Source organism: Rhodopirellula halodulae (assembly GCF_020966775.1).
Classification (GTDB): Bacteria; Planctomycetota; Planctomycetia; order Pirellulales; family Pirellulaceae; genus Rhodopirellula; species Rhodopirellula halodulae.
Map to the genome: position 1 here is coordinate 222,558 of NZ_JAJKFV010000030.1, position 19,231 is coordinate 241,788.

Here is a 19,231-nt window from a genome sequence, read left to right on the forward strand (position 1 = left end):
GATGCCTGAGCAACGTCGGATCGCTGAAACGAACGCCCTGTTCCAACAACGCTACGAAACCGAGTGTGCTTGGGTCCACCGCTTCATGGCTTGGATCATGGTCGGGCAATGGGCGTTGGGGTTGGCATTTGCCGCGTTTCTATCGCCCTACACCTGGATCGGTGAGCGTCAAGAAATCCACATTCACGTTTGGGCCGCGTTGCTGATTGGCACTTCGCTGTCCGGGTTTGCGCTGTATTGGATGCGGCTCTACCCCAAAGAAGCGAGCACTCGTCACGTGGTGGCGATCGTGCAAATGCTTTGGTCCGCGTTGCTGATTCACTTGTCAGGCGGACGCATCGAAACTCACTTTCACGTGTTCGCTTCGCTGGCAATTCTGAGCATCTATCGTGACTGGAAGATTCTGATCAGCGCGACAGTCGTTGTCGCAATCGATCACTTCGTTCGAGGCGTGTTCTACCCTCTTTCGGTGTTTGGAATCCTGACTGAAAGTCCTTATCGCTGGATCGAACACGCGGCATGGGTCTTGTTCGAAGTCGCGTTCCTCGCACCGGGGTGTTATCGACTTCGTAAAGAGGTCTACGAACTTTGTGCCCGTCAGCTCGAACTGCAAGACGCCAAACGCACCGTGGATCAACAGGTTGCCGAGCGTACTCGCGAACTTTCGGACGCCTATGAACTGCTGGCGGAAAAGACCGCTGAGACGGAAAAGTTGGCTCTGGTCGCGCGGTACACCGACAACGCGGTCCTCATCACCGATGCGGATTCGCAAATTGAGTGGGTCAACGAAGGCTTCACTCGTATCACCGGGTATGCACTGGAGGAGGTCATTGGCAAACGGCCTTTGGACTTCCTGCACGGACCGCAAACCGATCCGCAAATTCGCGAAACCATCCGAAACGCGAACCAACACAAGGTTGGATTCAACGTTCATACCGTGAACTATCGCAAAGACGGGCAACCGTATTGGGTCGACATCGAAGTCCGCCCCATTCGCGATGCCGACGGCGAAGTGCGTCGATTCATTGGCATCCAAGCCGATGTGACTGAGCGAGTCACACAGGAACGCGAAAAGATTCGTCTGCACCAGGAATTGCTGGACGTTTCGCGGCAGGCCGGGATGGCCGAAATCGCGACGGGTGTGCTGCATAACGTTGGGAACATCCTGAACAGCGTCAACGTTTCCGTCTCGGTGATTCGAAATCAGTGTTCCAAGAGTGCTTTGGGGCATCTGCAAAAGGTCACCGATCTTATCGCCGAACATGAATCGACCTTCGCCGATTTCGTCAGCAGCGATCAACGTGGAAAGAAGATTCCTTCCTACGTGCAACGAGTCACACAGGCGCTCGGTGACGAACGTCAAACCATCGACGAAGAGCTGGTCGACTTGACCAAAAACATCGAACACATCCGTGAGATTGTCACGATGCAGCAGTCGATGGCTCGCACGGGCAACTGCAATCAAAGGCTCGAGTTGGACACGATGATCGAGGACGCTTTGGCTGCCAACAAAGCGTCGCTGATGAATCACCAGATTCGAGTTATCAAAGAATTGGACGACGACGCCGCTGTGATCGAAACGGACAAACATCGATTGCTTCAGATTCTGATCAACCTGATCAAGAACGCGAAAGATTCGATGGTGGAGCACGGGGTCGACTCACCCCAGATCACGATCCGCAGTCGCTGCGAAGACGAACAATTGGTTCTTTCAGTGATCGACAACGGGATGGGAATCTCCCGCGAAAGTCTTCAGCAGATCTTTCAACACGGATACACGACGAAGGACGACGGCCACGGCTTTGGGTTGCACAGCAGTGCCAACGCGGCCGGTGAACTCGGTGGGCGTTTGGAAGCGTTCAGTGACGGCATTGGCACCGGCGCACGCTTTGACGTGACGCTGCCATTGAACCCTCCGAAATCAGGAATTGAAACCAAGGTATTTCAAGCAACATCATGACGAGCATTCCAACCAAAAACCATCGCGTACTGATCGTTGACGATAACCCGTCGATCCACGCGGACTTTCGCAAGATCTTTCGGCCGCGAACCAAAGCTTTGCCGGATATCGACGACTTCGACTTGGACGGTTCGCTGGACGATGCCACGCCCGATGGATTGCGTTTCGATTCCGCGCATCAAGGAGACGACGCGGTGCAGATGACGAAGAAAGCCGTCGAGCAAAGCGATCGCTATTCGTTGGCGTTTGTTGATATGCGGATGCCACCCGGCATGGATGGGTTGCAAACCATTTCCGAGCTTTGGAAAATCGACCCGGAACTGCAAATCGTGATTTGCACCGCTTACAGTGATCACTCCTGGGAAGAATCCGTTGCGGTGCTTGGCCACACGGAAAATCTGCTGATTCTGAAGAAGCCCTTCGACGATGTCGAAGTGTTGCAAATTGCGGTGGCGCTGACCTGCAAGTGGGACGCCGCTCGCGAAGCCAGTTTGAAACGGCGTGAGCTGGAAGAATTGGTGCGTGCACGAACCGCCGAACTCGAACGCGTCGCCATGCACGATGGTTTGACCGGTTTGGCAAACCGCACCAAGTTCAATGAACGTCTGGCACGCACGCTCGAGAAATCCGAAGTGCGCAACGAAACCGCTGCGGTGCTGCTGATTGACCTGGATCAATTCAAAATCATCAATGACACGATGGGCCATCCTGCCGGCGACGAATTGATTCGCGTCGTTGGCCAGCGGTTGTCGGCCGCGGTGGGTGCGAACGGTCTGGTCGCACGTTTCGGCGGCGACGAATTCGCGATCGTGCTCGACGGCGATCCAGACCTGACCTGTGTGCAGTCCATCGCGGATCGCATTCTATCAACCGTCGCTGACCCGGTTCACTTGGACGGAATTCCGTTCTGCGTGACGGCCAGCATCGGAATCTCGATGACACCCGATGGTGGCATTTGCGGCGACGATTTGATTCGAAACGCGGACATCGCGCTGTATCGAGCCAAGGGCGAAGGCCGCGATTGCGCGCGGCATTTTGAAAAAGGCATGGATCAACAGATCCGACTTCGTCAGGAACTCGAGAACAGCCTGCGCTCGGCGGTTGAAAACAAAGAGTTCGTGCTGCACTACCAACCGTTGCTTTCTCCCACGACCCAGCAAGTTTGTTCGTTCGAGGCATTGCTGCGATGGCAGCACCCGCAGCACGGCATCGTGTCGCCGGACAAGTTCATCCCGATGGCAGAAGAAAGCGGTCTGATCCGGCCGATTGGCGATTGGGTGTTGTCCGAAGCTTGCCAACAAGCACTGACTTGGCCCGAACATGTCCGCGTTGCCGTCAATGTCTCTGCCGTGCAGTTCCGCGGGGGCGCTTTGCCCAGCAGTGTGAAGCAAGCTTTGGATCACACTGGTTTGCCAGGTCATCGTCTTGAAATTGAAATCACCGAATCCGTTTTGTTGACTGATTCGATCGATGCGTTGGAACAACTTCACGCGTTGCGAAACATGGGAGTGAAGATTGCCCTGGATGATTTCGGGACGGGCTACTCGTCGCTCAGTTACCTACGTGCATTCCCGTTCGACAAGTTGAAAATGGATCGTTCGTTTGTGAGGAACCTGCACCAATCCGACGGAATGGCACTCGTCAACACCATCGCGGACTTGGGGAAGTGTCTGGGGATGGTGACCACCGCGGAAGGCATCGAAACGGAACAGCAACTCGACTACGTGATCCAACAAGGATTTACGGAAGTCCAAGGCTTCCTCTACGGACGCCCCATTCCATCGACGTCCATCATGGAAACCCATTTCGCGAAAGCACTTGCTACAACCAATTCGAATTGAGTTGATCGAACAGCGTTTATATTGCTGCAGAACCATTGGACTCGTCAACGATGGTTGCAATTTCGGAACCATCGGTTGTCGCCATCTCGGTTTGTGGCAAAGCCGACATCGGCATTCGGGACGGTGTGTCGTTGAAATTGCTAACCAGCGTTTCTCGTTTCGAAACGTTCGCGACGGACTGATTTCCTTGCGAAGCCTGAAACCTGCGTTTCGCAAGTCTTTGCGCCGCAGAGGTTTGGGTTAGCGGTTGTCCGTCCGGCGATGAAGGGAGAGGTTCGGTGAGTCGTCGATCCGGACCGTCGTTCTGACATGCAGCGGACCAAGAATCGTGGTGTCACGGGGGGCTTCAGTGCCAATGGCTCGGAGATTGCATTCTTTGATGGGTGGCAAACACTTCCGCCCTTTGTTGTTGATCAACGCGAGAGAATGCAATGATGCTCGTCAACGAAGCGAACCCATTTGAGTCGAAGCACTCCGACGACTCAGCCACCAAAACGTCGCGAACGAAAACACTCGCGGGGCAACTCACGGTCTTGTTGCTCGTGCTATTCGCGATCTGGTTGCGGTCGTCGATCTAATTCAGACGAACCTCGATTTGCTGTGTGGATTGGTGGATCACCATCCTCTGTTGTGCCGATTTGCTGTCGTCGGCTTCATCGGACGAGGGTGACGACGGTGACGGAGGCAACGTCCAAACGAGCAATGCAATTCCGATGACTGCACTGATCGCCGATCCAAATAGAACGCCGGTCTTGGCTGTGTCGAGTCCTTCTGCACCGAATGCCAGACCGTCAATGAACAGTGCCATCGTGAACCCGATGCCTGCTAGGAAGCTGCCGGAGATCAGAATCGGCCAGTTGATGCGGTGAGGCAACTGTGCGATGCCCGTTCGCACGACCACCCAACTGAATAGAACGATTCCCAGTGGCTTTCCAACGACCAAACCCAAGACGACCGAAATTGCAACGGAATCAGCTAGGTATGCGGGTTCGATCTTCACGCCCGCATTGGCCAACGCAAACAGCGGCATGATGACGTAGGCGGTCCACGGGTGCAGCGTCGTTTCGAGGTATTCGAGCGGTGACACGGTTTCCCGCGTCAGTTGTTGGACCTCTTTGACAACCTCCGCCCGGTGACTGCGTTGGTGCCAAGTTCGTTGATCGAATTCCCGTTCCTTCTCGTGCAGATAGTCACGAAAGCGTTCAGGGACCAGCGTCGGTTTGGCTGGTGTCATCAGACCCAGGATGACGCCGATCAACGTCGCGTGGATTCCCGATTCATGCAGACAGATCCATGCCGCGGCACCGAGCAAAACGTAAGGCGGAAAGCGACGCACTCCGATTTGGGAGATGAAGTGGACGATTCCAACGGCGAATGCGGCTAGCAACAGGTAGCGACCGTCAAGCGACTCGGTGTAACCGATGGCGATGACAAGGATCGCACCAATGTCGTCGACGATTGCCAATGACAACAGTAGTATTCGCAAGCTATGAGGCACCCGCGGCCCAAGCACCGCCAGACACCCGACCACAAACGCGATGTCGGTCGCCATCGGAATTCCCCAGCCGTTCATTCCGGGCTGCCCGAACTGAAGCGAGAGGTAAATCGCGGCGGGAACAATCATGCCTCCGATTGCCGCGGCAATGGGGAGAGAAGATTGCTTCAAATTTGATAGCGATCCATGCACAAGTTCACGCTTCACCTCCAGTCCGATGACAAAGAAGAAGATTGCCATCAAACCATCGTTGATCACATGGTGCAGATCATGATGAAACGTCGCGTTCCCAAATTGCAGCACAACGTCCGTGTGCCAGAAGTGGAGATACTGTTCCGCCCAAGGTGAATTCGCTGCAACCAGGGCGACCATGGTGCAGAGCAACAGCACAATACCACTGGTTGCTTGAATATGAAGGAATCTTGCAACCGGTCGAAGCCAGCGATCGATGGGCTGCGTCGGCAGTGGGAACGGTGAATTCGGGGCGACCATAAAATCCTTTTCGTGAACGATTTGTCGGCTGGCTTCGATGTGCGTGAACCAGACTCTCCTCCAAGCTGCACGCGTAGAATGAAACAGCGGCAGAGAAACGAGTTGAGCGGAAACAAAACGTCGTCGCTCTAGTCAGGATGCTGGCCGGGGCGCCAGTTCGTGAAATCTTTGTCCGGTGTGATGTCAAACGCGAAGAAGTCTGGAGAGACGATCAGCACGCCGAACACCAATACGGCGGGCGTCAGAAGCAGGACTGCCATGACAGCGATGAGACGCACCAAGAAACGATTCTCATCGTAAGTTTCGGACACCTCGGACGTTGGCTCATTCAGCGGACGCCCCGACCATCGATCTTGTTGAACTTGGTCAACGCCAGCGTGCACGCTTTCGGTTGGCACCGAGGGCGATCGGGTGGACGGGCTCATCGTTCGTTCGATCAAGGCAATCATCAGAAACCACTCCGTTCGATGGTGTGGAAAGTCGAAGAAACGCCGTTCCTGAACAGACGTTTTCAACCGGTGAGGTGCAAAGCAACTTTGCCGTTTGCTTTCAATTCCACCAAGGTGCAAGCAACAGACCAAACGAAGAGGTTGCGAATCAGCCCTTCCGCATTCGGCGGACGTGCTCACGTCGATTCATCCCGTAAAACACGGTCATTTCGAAGGTCGTGACGAACGGTACTTGGTACTTGAGTTAGACCGCGGCGGCACGCAGAACGTCGCCACCTGTCACAGCACGTTTCCGGGGGCGTCAACCGGAGGTGACGCGCACTCCCATTCTCACTGTAGCGTTTAGACTGAACGTTTAGGCGTCCGTCGATTCATGACGCCCGGACAGTCAATTCGATATGTATGGGTGCCGGGCGTTCCGAATTTCGACGACACGAATGGACGAACAAACCCAACATTGTTTCGATGCCAGGCGGCGTGAATGAGGTGTTGAAATGACGCAAACCGATCAACAAGCAAACAGCACGCCGCGGCGTGGGGACCCCATTGCGGCACGTTTCTTTCGCGCGATTGCTGAGAGCACGGTGGATTGGGAAAGCTGGCACTCAGCGACCGGAGAAGTTCTATGGGTGAACAAGGCGGTGACTCGTTTCACCGGTTTCTCGCCTGAGGAGTGTTTGGCGATGGAGGACTATCCGCTGCCGGTTGTGGCCGAAGAGGACAGACCGTTGCTGGCCGATTCAATGAAGGGCGCGATGTTGGGCACGACACGAAACAATGTCGAGTTCCGCGTCCAGCATCGTGACGGAACCAGCAAGTGGATGGCGATTTCATGGCAGCCGATGATCGACGAACACGGTGTTGCGTTTGGCTTTCGAACCAGTGTTCGAGACGTGACGGAACGTCGGCAGATGCGTGAGATGCTACGTTTGCAGAACCTGCATCTTGAACAACTGGTGGAGGAACGCACGGCGAAGATCGCGCAGCTCGAACAACATCGGCTGCGGATGGAAAAGGTGGCGGCCTTGGGCGAGTTGGCTGCGGGAGTGGCCCATGAAATCAACAATCCGTTGGCCGGAATACGCAACGCGTTTGCGTTGCTGAAAAGGCATCTTCCCAAAGATGTCAAACATCATGACAAGTTGGATTTGATTGATGCGGAGATTGAACGTATCCGTGGAATCACTCACCAAATGTATCAACTGTATGGACCGAGCCAACAAACACCGCGAACGTTTGACCTAGAAAGAATGATGGCGGAAGTCGCGTCGCTGACCCATCCCATGGCTCGAAAGGCGCGTGTGAAGATTCAATGGGACACGCCCAAATTGCCTGCGGATTGCGGACTGGGACAGGGGGAGGTGTGCCTGCGTGAGGGGGAGGTAAAACAAATCTTGCTGAACCTCATTCACAACGCCATTCAAGCCTCCTCCACCGGTCAATGTGTTCGAGTTGCCGCGGCGGAGGTCGGGAGACAGATTGAACTGCAAGTGAGTGATGACGGTGTCGGAATGGATCGCGAGGTGATCGCCCGCATCTTTGAGCCCTTCTTCAGCACGAAGACAGCAACCGTCGGACAAGGCATGGGATTAGGACTCTCGGTCACCCGGGGATTGGTCGAGGCAATGCACGGCAACATTCACGTCGACAGTTCATCGGGAAAGGGGACGACGTTTGTGGTGAGACTGCCTCGAAAAATGGATCTTGATGTGGGGAGTGATCAATGACGCCAAAACGAATTTTGATCGCAGACGACGAACCGCTCTACCGTGAAACCACCGCGGAGTTTCTTCGCGAGGAAGGGTACGAGTGTGTTTGCGTGGAGGATGCTGAGGACGCGAGTACCGTTGCGGCGGAGCATTCATTCGATCTCATCCTGACCGACCTCAATATGCCAGGAAATTTGAAGCTGGAATGGCTGCACGAAGGTCGAACCCGGCATTCACAGATCCCAATGATTGTTGTCACTGGCGTGCCATCGATCCCGTCGGCGATCGAAAGCATTCGATTGGGCATCACGGACTATCTATTGAAACCCGTCAAGTTCGAGGAGCTGCTCGCGGCCGTCGAAAAGGCGTTGTCGTCCACAGCTCGGCAATCGCGGGCGACGGCATCGGTCGAGACAACCTATGCGGGACGCGACCAATCATCCGGTGAAACGACAGCCAGTGATAGTCTGGCCAGTGACAGTCTGGCCAGTGACAGTCTGGACAGCGAGGCGACTTCCTCGGTGATCGGCACTTGCGAGTCGATGGCGGAGATCAAACGCATCGTGCAGAAGATCGCCAGCAGCAACACCAACGTGTTGATCACTGGCGAGAGCGGCACCGGCAAAGAAGTCATCGCTCGGCTCATTCATCGATTGAGTGATCGTGCCAATCACACATTTCAAGTCATCGATTGCACGGCCATCCCAGAGTCGCTGTTCGAATCGGTGCTGTTCGGGCATGTTCAAGGCGCATTCACGGGAGCGGTGCGTGATCAGACGGGGTTGCTGAGAGCCTCGGATGGCGGAACAGCGTTCTTGGATGAACTGGGGGAGTTGCCCGCCGCTTCCCAAGCAAAAATGCTGCGTTTGATTCAGGAGCAAACGTTCACTCCGGTCGGCGAAACAGAATCCATTCGCGTGGACACTCGATTCGTGTGCGCGACCAACCGTGACATTCACGCGGAAGTGGATAGCGGACAGTTCCGACGCGACCTCTATTATCGTTTGGCGGTGATTCACCTGGAGTTGCCACCGCTTCGCGAACGAGGCGATGACATCACGCTGCTAGCAAATCACTTCCTAAAACTGCTCCGCCCGAAGGGTTCGAACGTGCAATCATTCGCGGAGTCGACGGTTCAGTGTTTCCACCACTATCGATGGCCAGGAAATATTCGCGAATTGAGGAACGTGGTGGAGCGATCGATCGCGTTGGCACAAAGCAATGTCATTGAACCACACGATTTGCCGCGACCGCTCAGAGAGCCGTCTGTTTCGGAAAGCCTGTCCGTTGCCGAATTGGCGGAGGTTTCGCGAGACGAAGCGTTGGACACAGCGGATCGAACCTACCTCAAAACATTGTTGTCAAAACATCGCGGGGTGATTGCCAGTGCAGCTCGACAAGCCGGGTTGTCACGCCAAGGCATGAACAAATTGCTGAAACGACATGGCATCGACGCGAACGAATTCCGGCAAACCACGGAGTTATAGGCGCGATGCTAGCTTGACCGCGGGTGAGACTCACTGGGAACCGAGATCGATGAATCGCTTTCGTCCGATTGTTGCCATCGAGACTCGGATTGGCGTAGCCTCACCGTTGCGGGAGTTGGCTCGCTCGGTGACTGGTTGGACGGCATCGATTCGTTCAACGTTTGGACTAACTGCGTCAGGTCGTCTTCGCTGATATCGACAAACGTGTCGAGGGAGCGAATGGCGGACAAGACGCGTTCGTGATCCAGCGACAATTCGCGTTGTTGCAGGTTGACGTTTTCTTTACGATCGATTCGCCATGCTGCCGGGTAGCGACGCCACGCGAACGGCGCGTTGATGAGAACTGCGACGGATGCCATCACCAACGCATTCAAGAAAACGGGATAGATGACGTAGGCATATCCCAATTCGTGGATCGCGGTGCCACCCATCACCGCGGTGAACGCGGTCGCGCCACCGGGCGGATGAATGCAGCGACACTGGATCATCAGGCCGATCGCCAACCCGACGGCGGCCGCGGTCGCCAGACTCGGATGTGAGATCCATTGTTGGCAAGTGACACCGATCATGGCCGACAACGTGTGTCCCGCCAGCACGGGCCAGGGTTGTGAGAGTGGGCCATGGGGAACCGCGTACAGCAGCACCGCACTCGCACCCATGGATGCAACCACTCCGGCAGCAGCGATTGCCGGTACGTTCCACTGCGTGATCCAAATCACGCACAAAATTGCGCAAGTGGCACCGATGGTCGAAACCAATTTATCAGTGAAACTGGTTTCAACGATCTCAATGCCGAGCCATCGTAACGCTCGCATGAAGTTCAACTGAACAGAGTTGGATTGCATCGAGTTCGCGATGTCCGCTCATCGCGATTCCCACTGCAATTCACCCGTAGGTTAGATCACAAGGCGATGTCGTCAAGGGAAGCCAACCAAGTTGACACGTCATCATGCATCGGTATATTCGCGGCCGTTCAAGGTGCTCGTCATTGCAAGCAAACGATGACGAGGAACAGGGAACTCCGGTGAAATTCCGGGACGGTCCGGCCGCTGTGTGCCGCCTGCGATCCTAACCGATCGCGATTGAATTCCTTTCTGTTTTACGTCATTGCTCGCTGTATCGGCGGGTGAGAAGGCGATGGAATCAATGAGGGTGGTGAGTCAGAAGACCTACCTTGATCGAGACGGTTTTGTGCCTTCCTGGATTGAGGCGATCGTTGCGACGTTGGATCGATGGCAACCATCGACGTGCGTCGGATATCAACCTTGGCGTGCTTTCACTGCGTTGCTCAACGCCCCTTCGTTTACGTTTCCTGCGTCTCTTCCATTGCGCGTCGAATGACGCTTTGAAAAAGAGGAGACGCTCGGAACAACAGAAGAAATCCGTCTTCACTGAATCGCCGAACCCTGTTTTGCCGCGGTGCAGTGGCAATCTGACTTGTCCTGCAGGAGACGATCTTCATCGGGGGTGGTGCACATCGAAGTGATTGCGTGCAAACGATGACTGTGAGATGTCCGCGGGTGAGACCACGGCATGCTTCAGAAAGGATCTTTGAAATGCAATCAGCCGCTGTCTCGACCATCCGAGTCACCAAACGTGATGGTCGCATCGTCCCGTTTGACCCACAACGAATCGCAAATGCACTGCGTAAGGCATTTGAAGCGGAAGCCCAGCACTCGGGCGAAACAATCACCGAAGATCACGTCGCATCCGAAATCGACCACATCATCGCGTGCGTGATCCAGGCAACGTCCACGCACGCCGGCCAAACGTTGAGCGTTGAGGAGATCCAAGACCGTGTCGAGATCGGGTTGATGGAACGCTCGCACTTCCGCGTTTCGCGTCGTTACATCCTCTACCGGACCGAGCACGCCCGCCAACGTGCCGTGCGGATGACGAGCAACGAACTGGATGATCTGCCCGCGTCCCACACGGACAATGATTCGCGGTTGAATGTGGAGATCGAACCGGGAATTCGCATTCCTTTTCAACGCGGTCGCTTGTTGCGTTTCTTGCGAGCCATCCCCGAGGCCAACACGGACGAAATCGATGTGGAGGATCTGGTCGACGAAGTCGTGCGAGGCGCGTTTGACGCGATGACGCCCCGTGACATTGCGAAGTTGTTGGTGCTGTCCGCACGCAGTCGTATCGAACGCGACCCGGCGTACGATCGGCTGGCGGCGGCTTTGCAACGAGCGGTGCTCTACCGAGAAACGTTGGGGGTGACACAGGTTGATCCCGATTTCGAATCTCTGTACCGCAGTCGCTTCGAATTGAACTTGATCGAAGGAATCCGGGCCAAGCGAATTTCGGAAGAGTTGAAGTCGTTTGATTTGGATCGTTTATCGAATGCGATGGTGCCGCAGCGCGATCAGGCGTTCCGATATCTGGGCGTGCAGACGCTCTACGATCGCTACCTGCTGCATCTCGACGGCCGGCGAATTGAAACGCCACAAATGTTTTGGATGCGAGTGGCGATGGGCCTGGCTTTGGCGGAAGAACCAAACCAACGGGATGAACGTGCGATCAAGTTTTATGTACTGCTGTCGACGTTCCGCTTCACCAGTGCCACGCCGACGCTGTTCAATTCAGGAACCTGCCATCCACAACTCAGCAGTTGCTACCTGACCACCGTGCAGGATGATCTGGCGCATATCTTCAAAAGTTTTTCTGACAACGCGATGCTTTCGAAGTGGGCGGGCGGTCTGGGGAACGACTGGACCAACGTGCGTGCCACCGGTGCCTTGATCCAAGGCACCAACGGAACCAGCCAAGGCGTGATTCCGTTTCTGAAAGTCGTGAACGACGCGGCGGTGGCGGTGAACCAGGGCGGCAAACGCAAAGGAGCGGTCTGTGCCTACATGGAGCCTTGGCATTTGGATTTCGAGGAATTCCTCGATCTGCGAAAGAACACCGGTGATGACCGGCGCCGCACTCACGACATGCACACCGCCGCATGGATCCCGGACCTGTTCATGCAACGGGTTCGCGACAATCAATCGTGGACCTTGTTTTCACCGGACGAGGTTCCGGATCTGCATGATTTGTATGGTGAAGAATTCAATCGTCGCTACGAACTGTGCGAACAAATGGCTCGGGAAGGAAAGCTGCGACAACACCGAACGGTTTCGGCATTGGAGCTTTGGCGGAAACTTCTGACTCGCACGTTTGAAACCGGCCACCCCTGGGTCACGTTCAAAGATCCATCTAATTTGCGGAGTCCTCAGGACCACGTCGGTGTGGTGCACAGCAGCAATCTCTGCACGGAAATTCTGCTCAATACCAGCGAATCAGAAACCGCGGTTTGCAATCTGGGCAGCGTCAATTTGGCGGCTCACGTCATTGATGGACGACTGGATGTGCAGAAACTTCGCCAGACCGTCACGACGGGCATGCGAATGCTGGACAACGTGATCGACATCAATTTCTATCCAACGAAGGAAGCCGAAACGGCGAACCGAAGGCATCGGCCGGTCGGATTGGGGTTGATGGGATTCCAAGACGCTTTGCAGATGCTGGGGCTGAGCTACGCCAGCGAAGAAGCCATGCAATTCGCGGATGAAAGCATGGAACAGATCAGCTATTTCGCGATCCATGCCTCGTCGCAACTGGCTCGCGAACGTGGCCAATACGAAACGTTCGAAGGTTCGAAATGGGACCGAGGCCTGTTGCCAATTGATACGGTTTCGCTGGTGCGGAAACACCGCAGCGTGGCGTGCAGCATGGACACCCAGCAAACGATGGATTGGACGGAGGTCAGGCAGTCTATCGCCGAACATGGAATGCGAAACAGCAATTGCTTGGCGATCGCTCCAACCGCAACCATCTCGACAATCGTCGGTGTCTCGCAGTCCATTGAACCGACCTACAAGTACTTGTACGCCAAAAGCAACCTTTCCGGTGATTTCATCCAGGTCAATCCGGTTCTGGTATCCAGCCTGAAAGAACGTGGCTTATGGAACGCCGATCTGTTGGATGAGCTGAAGTATCACGATGGCACGCTGGCTGAGATGCCAAGCATTCCTGCGGACATCAAAGAACTGTTCGTCAGCGCGTTCGAATTGGACGCGAAGTGGTTGTTGGAAGCCGCCTCGCGTCGGCAAAAATGGATCGACCAAGGACAGTCGCTCAATCTCTATGTCGCCAAACCAAGTGGCAAAACCATCGATGCGATGTACCAAATGGCTTGGGAAAAAGGTCTGAAGACGACGTACTACCTGCGATCGCTGGCGGCGACGCAGGTCGAAAAATCGACGGTGGATGTCAACCGTCACGGGATCCAGCCGCGTTGGATGAAGTCGCAAAGTTCATCCAACGATATTCGCATCGATCGTGAAAACGCCGCGGTCGCATCTCCCAATTTGGCGGAGCCCACCGTGTCGGCTTGCTTGCTGTCGGACCCCGACTGCGAAGCGTGCCAATAGCTCCCGCCGAATCGCTCGCTGCTCCATCGGATGACGGCAGCGATCTCCAGACAAGGACGAATCCCTCCACCACTCACTCTCAATCAATCTTATGAACGCGAAGACAAACCCAACGCGACGTTTCACCGCCGACGAAAAACGTCTGATCAACTGCAATCAAGTGGATGTGAACCAGTTGATGCCGCTGAAGTACAACTGGGCGTGGGAACACTACACCAATGGTTGTGCCAATCATTGGATGCCGACGGAGGTGCCGATGACCAAGGACATCGAAACGTGGCGAAGCGGTCAGCTAAGCGATGCCGAGCGTCACGTCATCATGCGAAACCTCGGTTTTTTCTCGACTGCGGAAAGCTTGGTGGGCAACAACCTCGTGTTGGCGATTTTCAAACACGTCACCAACGCGGAATGTCGGCAATACCTGCTTCGACAAGCGTTCGAAGAAGCGGTTCACTCGCACACGTTTCTCTACGTGGTCGACAGTCTTGGTCTGGACGAAAAAGAAGTCTTCAACATGTACCACGAGGTGCCGACAATCGCTCGCAAAGACGCGTTCGAAACGGCGTTGACGCGTGAGGTATTGGACCCGAACTTCACGACGGACACGATGCAGGGCGCACAAGCCTTTTTGAAGAACTTGATCGGTTACTACCTGATCATGGAAGGCATTTTCTTTTACACCGGGTTTGTGATGGTGTTGTCATTCCATCGCCGCAACTTGATGACAGGGATCGGAGAACAGTTCCAGTACATCCTTCGTGACGAAACCATTCACCTGAATTTCGGCATCGATCTGATCAATGGAATCAAAGCCGAGAATCCGGAGCTTTGGACGGTGGAGTTCCAGCAACAGATGGTGCAACACGTTCGCGATGCGGTCGAGTTGGAATTGGAGTACGCCGCGGATTGTCTGCCGACGGGCGTGATGGGATTGAACGCGGACCTATTCCGTGACTACGTCCAACACATCGCGGATCGTCGTTTGGAGCGGATCGGGTTGCCGGTTCAGTACGGATCCTCCAACCCGTTTCCTTGGATGAGCGAGACGATGGACTTAGCAAAAGAGAAGAACTTCTTCGAAACTCGTGTCACCGAGTATCAATCCGCGGGAAGTCTGAGCTGGGATTGATCGTGGCTCAACCGCGGATCGAAATCCCGCGAAGAACTGTTTGCGGTCGACGGAGTGTCATTTGCCTTCCACTCGGTAGACCGAGAAGCTTTTGCCCGTTTTTCTGGTGCCGACACCGAGAATTCTTCCGTGGTTCATGGGCTTTCAGCGGGTTGTGGTGGAATGTGGGGAGCGATGTGAGACTGGTAGGTCGTTCTGAAAAAGTCATAGTTGCAGCGTGGACTGCCTGGAACGGCATGCTTCTTCCGAAAGACTTCCGCCGTGGGCAGAACAGGTTTTACCCACGCATTGTACCAGCCGTCCTTTCCATGAGAGCTGTCCGGAAGCGGATGGTCCTGGAACACCTTTTGTGTTAGCAGTTGAGCGTCATATTCAAGCATCACGCATTCCGTCGCGTACTCATCGGCGGACAGCTTGCCGGCGCCAGCCTCCTTGGCCAGTTGAGCGAACTTGTCATCGTTCTTCAGGTTGCACAATTCAAAGACAACCGCCGCCCATTTATCGACGGGAGTGGTTTCGGATCCTCCCGAGATGCTGATGAACGGCGGATAGTGCCCGTAGGCCGCCGCGTGCTCCGCGGGTCGTCCGGTGGTCGGCGAATTCGCGTTCCAGTAGATCCGTTGTCCGAGCAGACTCCCTTCAAACCCGGCGACCACCCATTGATAGATCGGATGATCCCTTTCGATCACCGGCTTCATGTCCGGGCGGTCCGCCAGAATCTGCTTGACTTGCCGCCGACCAAAGCCGTTTCCCTGGGCCATCACCGTTGTCGGAACGAAGATCGAGAACAGCAGAATCGCGAAAGGAATCTTCATGAAGTCAGGAGCCGTGAGTCGGACGAAAAATTGAACTGGATACAACCAAGACGTCATCAACCATGGAGGCGAGACTCACCGAGCCGCACGGTGATCACCAACGTCAATGGATGATAGAGCATCACGCAACGACCCACGCCATCTCCCGAAACGGAAGCATTCGTCACGGTCTCAATGTCGATGCCCACCCGATTCACCAATCGTCCGAGGCTTCCGTTAATCGCGGCACAAAAAAACGCAATCCAATTCCTCGGTCCAAGAGAGCTTTTATTGCCAGTCGCATGATATCGAGACGATCGAGATGAAAACGTCGGGTGAACGAAGCGGAGTTGACACCCAAGCGAAAGTTCACCGCCTCAGCTCCCGCAAAGCAAAGGCGAAGCACCATCCGGTGTCGGCCACCGGTGCGTGCTGGGATTGCACGAACGCGCCACAGTTGTCTGTGCCTTGAATTGTGGCTGAACATCGCTAGTACGATTGGTGTCTTCGCGAGATACGGATAAACTCTGCATCCAACACTTGGAGCCTAAATTAATGAGCAGTGCGGGCACACAGCGAATGGGGGTAGGCATGACGGTCCACGACGACATCCTTGCGTGGTCGAGCGACCAGTCGCACTGGAAACGCGATGCGTTGCGGCGCATCATTGAAAAGGGCGGCTTTGATCACACCGACACCGATGAATTGACCGCAGCCTGTCGTGATGCTCATGGCTTGAGCGAAGATTCGGCACCGGAGCTGACGCTACTGGCGGCAGAGCACATTCCTTCTCGCGATCGGGCTGGCCGCAAGATCACGCTTCGATCGATTTCCGAAACTGAAAACGTAAACGCTCTGGACTCAAAGCAGAAGTTGCTGTTTGCTGCATCCGGATTGACGGTCGTGTTCGGGTATAATGGATCAGGAAAAAGCGGATACGGGCGTATTCTGCGCCGTGCCTGCCGTGCCCGCAGCAAGGGTGATCCAATCCTACCCAATGTTATGAGCGATGCGACGGACGATCCCGCCAGTGCGGTTATCACCCATGCTGTCGATGATGTCGATCAATCCCCTATTCAATGGATCGACGGGCAGCAGTCTCCCGATGGACTCGGTTCGATCAGTTTTTTCGATTCCGATTGTGCCTCGGCGCATGTTCGCGACAAGAACGATGTCGCTTTCACTCCGTTCGGTCTTGAAATCCTGCCAACTCTCGGCGATCTATGCCGATCAGTTCAAGAAAAGCTGGATGCGGAAAAGAAACGCCTCGAAAACGAAGCCCCTTCATTTCTGCGAAACCAACATGCGACCGGTGATACCAAGGTGGGAAGAACGCTGACCGGTCTGAAAGGCTCGACGAAGCCCGAGGATTTGGACGTACTGGCTTCTTTGAGTGACGACGAATTGAAACGGTTGAAAGAGCTTCCGGTTCAGTTGGCTTCCGATCCGAAAGCAGAAGCAAAAAAATTTCGCGTTCAAGGTGGCCGCATCACGACGCTGAGTCGTTCGCTTGCTGAAGCTGAGAAGTCACTGTCTGACAACGCAATCAAGGCCATTAAGGCTCTTGCAACGGACGCTGCTGTCAAAGCGAAGGCTGCTCAGGCTGCGGCATCAATGAACTTCAACGATGATCCGTTAGACGGAATTGGTGAGCCCGTTTGGCGAGAGCTATGGGAAGCAGCCCGTCGTTTCTCCACGGTTGCAATCCCAGACGCAGAATTTCCTGAAACTGACCGGGAAGATGCTGTTTGCGTTCTGTGTCAACAGACACTCGATGACGATGCAAAAGATCGGCTCAAGCGTTTCGAGAAATTTGTACGCGACGACAGTGCCCAGCAATCCGCGAAAGCAGCGACTGCGCTGACAAACGCAGTGGAAGCATTAGGTAAGCTCGATCTTCGTGGGGAAGGCCTTCGCGAGCAGTTGAAAGACGTGGAGGCGGTCGATAAGGCCGCCGCTCAAGCAGTGCGGGATCAGCTTGCAACTCTGCTTCGACGCTGGCGAGCGGTTAAATTGGCACACGAGTCCGCCGACTGGTCATTTGATGCCCCGGGTACGCTCACCGATGTTGGCGATCAACTGGGGTCACTCATCAAAGCAATCGCTGTTCGTGCATCTGAGACTGAAAAGTCAACCGATGCTGCGGTACGCAAGAAGCTATCGGGTGAACTCGCAGAGCTACAGGCCCGCCAGTGGTTGGCAACGGTACTGGGTGACGTGAAAGAGCATGTCTTGCGACTTGCCGATATCACCAAGTTGAAAACGGCGATCAAGGACACCAAGACGACCGCCATCACGGCAAAAAGTAAAGAGCTCGCCAAGTCTTACGTGACCGATAGGCTCCGCAATGCTTTTGCGGACGAAATCAAAAAGATGCAGCAAGGCGTTCGTCGGCTGAACGTGGAGTTAGTCTCTGCCGAAGGAAGGCACGGACGGACTTACTACCGCGTGCAGCTCGTCGGTGCCAGCGATGCGAACCTGGGCACCGTGGTTTCGGAAGGTGAGCATCGTTGCATCGCTCTGGCTGGGTTCTTGTCTGAGCTCGCGACGGAACCATCGAAGTCGACGGTCGTGTTTGACGACCCGGTCACGTCCCTCGACCACCATTGGCGAGGCTGCTTTGCCCAGCGATTGGTTAAAGAAGCCGCTGACCGACAAATCATCGTCTTTACACACGACATCGTGTTCTTGCATGACCTTGTTGCGGGAGCCGAACAATACAGCGTTCCGATCGAGTTACGACGGGTCCAGTCAAATCGCGATAGCTGCGGCTTCGTAAACGACGGGCTGCCGTGGATTGCCCAGAAGACGTTGCCAAGGATCGATGAATTGGAGAAACGTGCAAGAGCAACTCGAAGTGATTTCGACGCCCACAATGATGACGAGTACGAACGTTCAATTTTTGGGCTATACGGTGATATGCGTGCAACCGTCGAGCGGGCCGTCGAAGAAAAGCTCTTTCTCGGAATCGTTGTTCGGCATCAGGATTACATCAGCCTTGGCAACCTGAAGAAGATTTCTACCATCACGCTGGACCATTGTGAGCGACTACAAAAGCTTTTCAAGCGTTGTTGTGATATTACGTCAGCTCACGACCGAGCATCGCTGCGAAGCTTCGGTGTACCGACGCCAGACGACGCACTCGATGATCTTGTTGAATTGCGTGCGATCATCGACGATGTGAAAGAAAAGCAAAAGGCGTTGTAGTTGAACAGAGACCGCTATCGATTTGATGCAGGGCGTCGTATGTTGTTGCAGCGTTGAGAATGCTCCACTACAAGTTCTAGCCGAATTCTTCTATCAAATACGGCCAGTACTCGATGCTGCAATTGTTTAACACATCGGCTCGATAGCGCAGCCATCGCCGCTTCCCTTGGATTTTGCTGCATCTCCATTCGTCAGCAGCAACATAGAAAAACGAGTTGGAGTGCCGACTCGGCGTTTTTAACAC

Annotated in this window: 12 protein-coding genes and 1 riboswitch; of the genes, 8 read left to right on the top strand and 4 right to left on the bottom strand. The window is 54.9% G+C overall.

All coding sequences use genetic code 11. The features are described 5' to 3' along the window. Position 1: 1 nt before the first annotated feature. From LOC70_RS22905 to LOC70_RS24410, 3 genes are read left to right on the top strand one after another with little or no spacing between them, the layout of a single operon-like run. Positions 2 to 1,960 carry a two-component system sensor histidine kinase NtrB gene (locus LOC70_RS22905; RefSeq protein ID WP_230256382.1) on the top strand — a complete coding sequence of 653 codons (1,959 nt, stop codon included), beginning with the start codon at positions 2 to 4 and terminating at the stop codon, positions 1,958 to 1,960. After that, a complete protein-coding gene (locus LOC70_RS22910; protein ID WP_230256383.1) occupies positions 1,957 to 3,801 on the top strand; it encodes an EAL domain-containing protein in 1,845 nt (614 codons plus the stop codon). The genes LOC70_RS22905 and LOC70_RS22910 overlap by 4 nt, the downstream gene beginning before the upstream one ends. 50 nt (positions 3,802 to 3,851) lie before the next feature. Then, positions 3,852 to 3,983, top strand: a complete 132-nt coding sequence (locus LOC70_RS24410) for a hypothetical protein (protein WP_255716549.1) — start codon at positions 3,852 to 3,854, stop codon at positions 3,981 to 3,983. Positions 3,984 to 4,375: 392 nt separating this feature from the next. Here the strand turns inward: LOC70_RS24410 and nhaA are convergent, their stop codons facing one another. Next, positions 4,376 to 5,788, bottom strand: coding sequence for a Na+/H+ antiporter NhaA (gene nhaA, locus LOC70_RS22915; protein ID WP_255716550.1), 1,413 nt, complete (start codon positions 5,786 to 5,788; stop codon positions 4,376 to 4,378). 128 nt (positions 5,789 to 5,916) lie between these two features. Further along, positions 5,917 to 6,237 carry a hypothetical protein gene (locus LOC70_RS22920; protein ID WP_230256384.1) on the bottom strand — a complete coding sequence of 107 codons (321 nt, stop codon included), beginning with the start codon at positions 6,235 to 6,237 and terminating at the stop codon, positions 5,917 to 5,919. A 494-nt stretch (positions 6,238 to 6,731) separates the two neighbouring features. On the opposite strand from LOC70_RS22920, the gene LOC70_RS22925 reads away from it, so the two are divergent. Beyond that, positions 6,732 to 7,964 carry a PAS domain-containing sensor histidine kinase gene (locus LOC70_RS22925; protein WP_230256385.1) on the top strand — a complete coding sequence of 411 codons (1,233 nt, stop codon included), beginning with the start codon at positions 6,732 to 6,734 and terminating at the stop codon, positions 7,962 to 7,964. Further along, positions 7,961 to 9,433 (top strand): sigma-54-dependent transcriptional regulator, encoded by a 1,473-nt coding sequence (locus LOC70_RS22930; RefSeq protein ID WP_230256386.1) that lies wholly within the window; start codon positions 7,961 to 7,963, stop codon positions 9,431 to 9,433. Before LOC70_RS22925 ends, LOC70_RS22930 begins: the two co-directional genes overlap by 4 nt. A gap of 8 nt (positions 9,434 to 9,441) precedes the next feature. Here the strand turns inward: LOC70_RS22930 and LOC70_RS22935 are convergent, their stop codons facing one another. Further along, positions 9,442 to 10,278 (bottom strand): HPP family protein, encoded by an 837-nt coding sequence (locus LOC70_RS22935; protein ID WP_230256387.1) that lies wholly within the window; start codon positions 10,276 to 10,278, stop codon positions 9,442 to 9,444. Between the two features lie 114 nt (positions 10,279 to 10,392). After that, a riboswitch (cobalamin riboswitch) is annotated at positions 10,393 to 10,624 on the top strand. Positions 10,625 to 10,932: 308 nt separating this feature from the next. Between LOC70_RS22935 and LOC70_RS22940 the strand changes: the two genes are divergently transcribed. Beyond that, positions 10,933 to 13,857 (top strand): ribonucleoside-diphosphate reductase subunit alpha, encoded by a 2,925-nt coding sequence (locus tag LOC70_RS22940; protein ID WP_255716551.1) that lies wholly within the window; start codon positions 10,933 to 10,935, stop codon positions 13,855 to 13,857. Positions 13,858 to 13,948: 91 nt separating this feature from the next. Next, complete coding sequence (locus LOC70_RS22945; RefSeq protein ID WP_230256389.1) at positions 13,949 to 14,986, top strand: ribonucleotide-diphosphate reductase subunit beta; 1,038 nt, start codon at positions 13,949 to 13,951, stop codon at positions 14,984 to 14,986. A gap of 134 nt (positions 14,987 to 15,120) precedes the next feature. Here LOC70_RS22945 and LOC70_RS22950 read toward each other — a convergent pair whose 3' ends face one another. After that, a complete protein-coding gene (locus LOC70_RS22950) occupies positions 15,121 to 15,801 on the bottom strand; it encodes a hypothetical protein (protein WP_230256390.1) in 681 nt (226 codons plus the stop codon). 570 nt (positions 15,802 to 16,371) lie between these two features. On the opposite strand from LOC70_RS22950, the gene LOC70_RS22955 reads away from it, so the two are divergent. After that, on the top strand, positions 16,372 to 18,987 hold the full coding sequence (locus LOC70_RS22955) for an AAA family ATPase (protein ID WP_230256391.1): 2,616 nt from the start codon (positions 16,372 to 16,374) through the stop codon (positions 18,985 to 18,987). Positions 18,988 to 19,231: the final 244 nt, after the last annotated feature.

Bases quoted from the DNA above. Each gene is read 5' to 3' on its own strand.
- LOC70_RS22910 (WP_230256383.1), top strand. From the start codon at position 1,957: ATGACGAGCATTCCAACCAAAAACCATCGCGTACTGATCGTTGACGAT.
- LOC70_RS22950 (WP_230256390.1), bottom strand. From the start codon at position 15,801: ATGAAGATTCCTTTCGCGATTCTGCTGTTCTCGATCTTCGTTCCGACA.
- LOC70_RS24410 (WP_255716549.1), top strand. From the start codon at position 3,852: ATGGTTGCAATTTCGGAACCATCGGTTGTCGCCATCTCGGTTTGTGGC.
- LOC70_RS22955 (WP_230256391.1), top strand. From the start codon at position 16,372: ATGACGGTCCACGACGACATCCTTGCGTGGTCGAGCGACCAGTCGCAC.
- nhaA (WP_255716550.1), bottom strand. From the start codon at position 5,788: ATGGTCGCCCCGAATTCACCGTTCCCACTGCCGACGCAGCCCATCGAT.
- LOC70_RS22930 (WP_230256386.1), top strand. From the start codon at position 7,961: ATGACGCCAAAACGAATTTTGATCGCAGACGACGAACCGCTCTACCGT.
- LOC70_RS22935 (WP_230256387.1), bottom strand. From the start codon at position 10,278: ATGCAATCCAACTCTGTTCAGTTGAACTTCATGCGAGCGTTACGATGG.
- LOC70_RS22925 (WP_230256385.1), top strand. From the start codon at position 6,732: ATGACGCAAACCGATCAACAAGCAAACAGCACGCCGCGGCGTGGGGAC.
- LOC70_RS22905 (WP_230256382.1), top strand. From the start codon at position 2: ATGCCTGAGCAACGTCGGATCGCTGAAACGAACGCCCTGTTCCAACAA.
- LOC70_RS22920 (WP_230256384.1), bottom strand. From the start codon at position 6,237: ATGATTGCCTTGATCGAACGAACGATGAGCCCGTCCACCCGATCGCCC.
- LOC70_RS22940 (WP_255716551.1), top strand. From the start codon at position 10,933: ATGACTGTGAGATGTCCGCGGGTGAGACCACGGCATGCTTCAGAAAGG.
- LOC70_RS22945 (WP_230256389.1), top strand. From the start codon at position 13,949: ATGAACGCGAAGACAAACCCAACGCGACGTTTCACCGCCGACGAAAAA.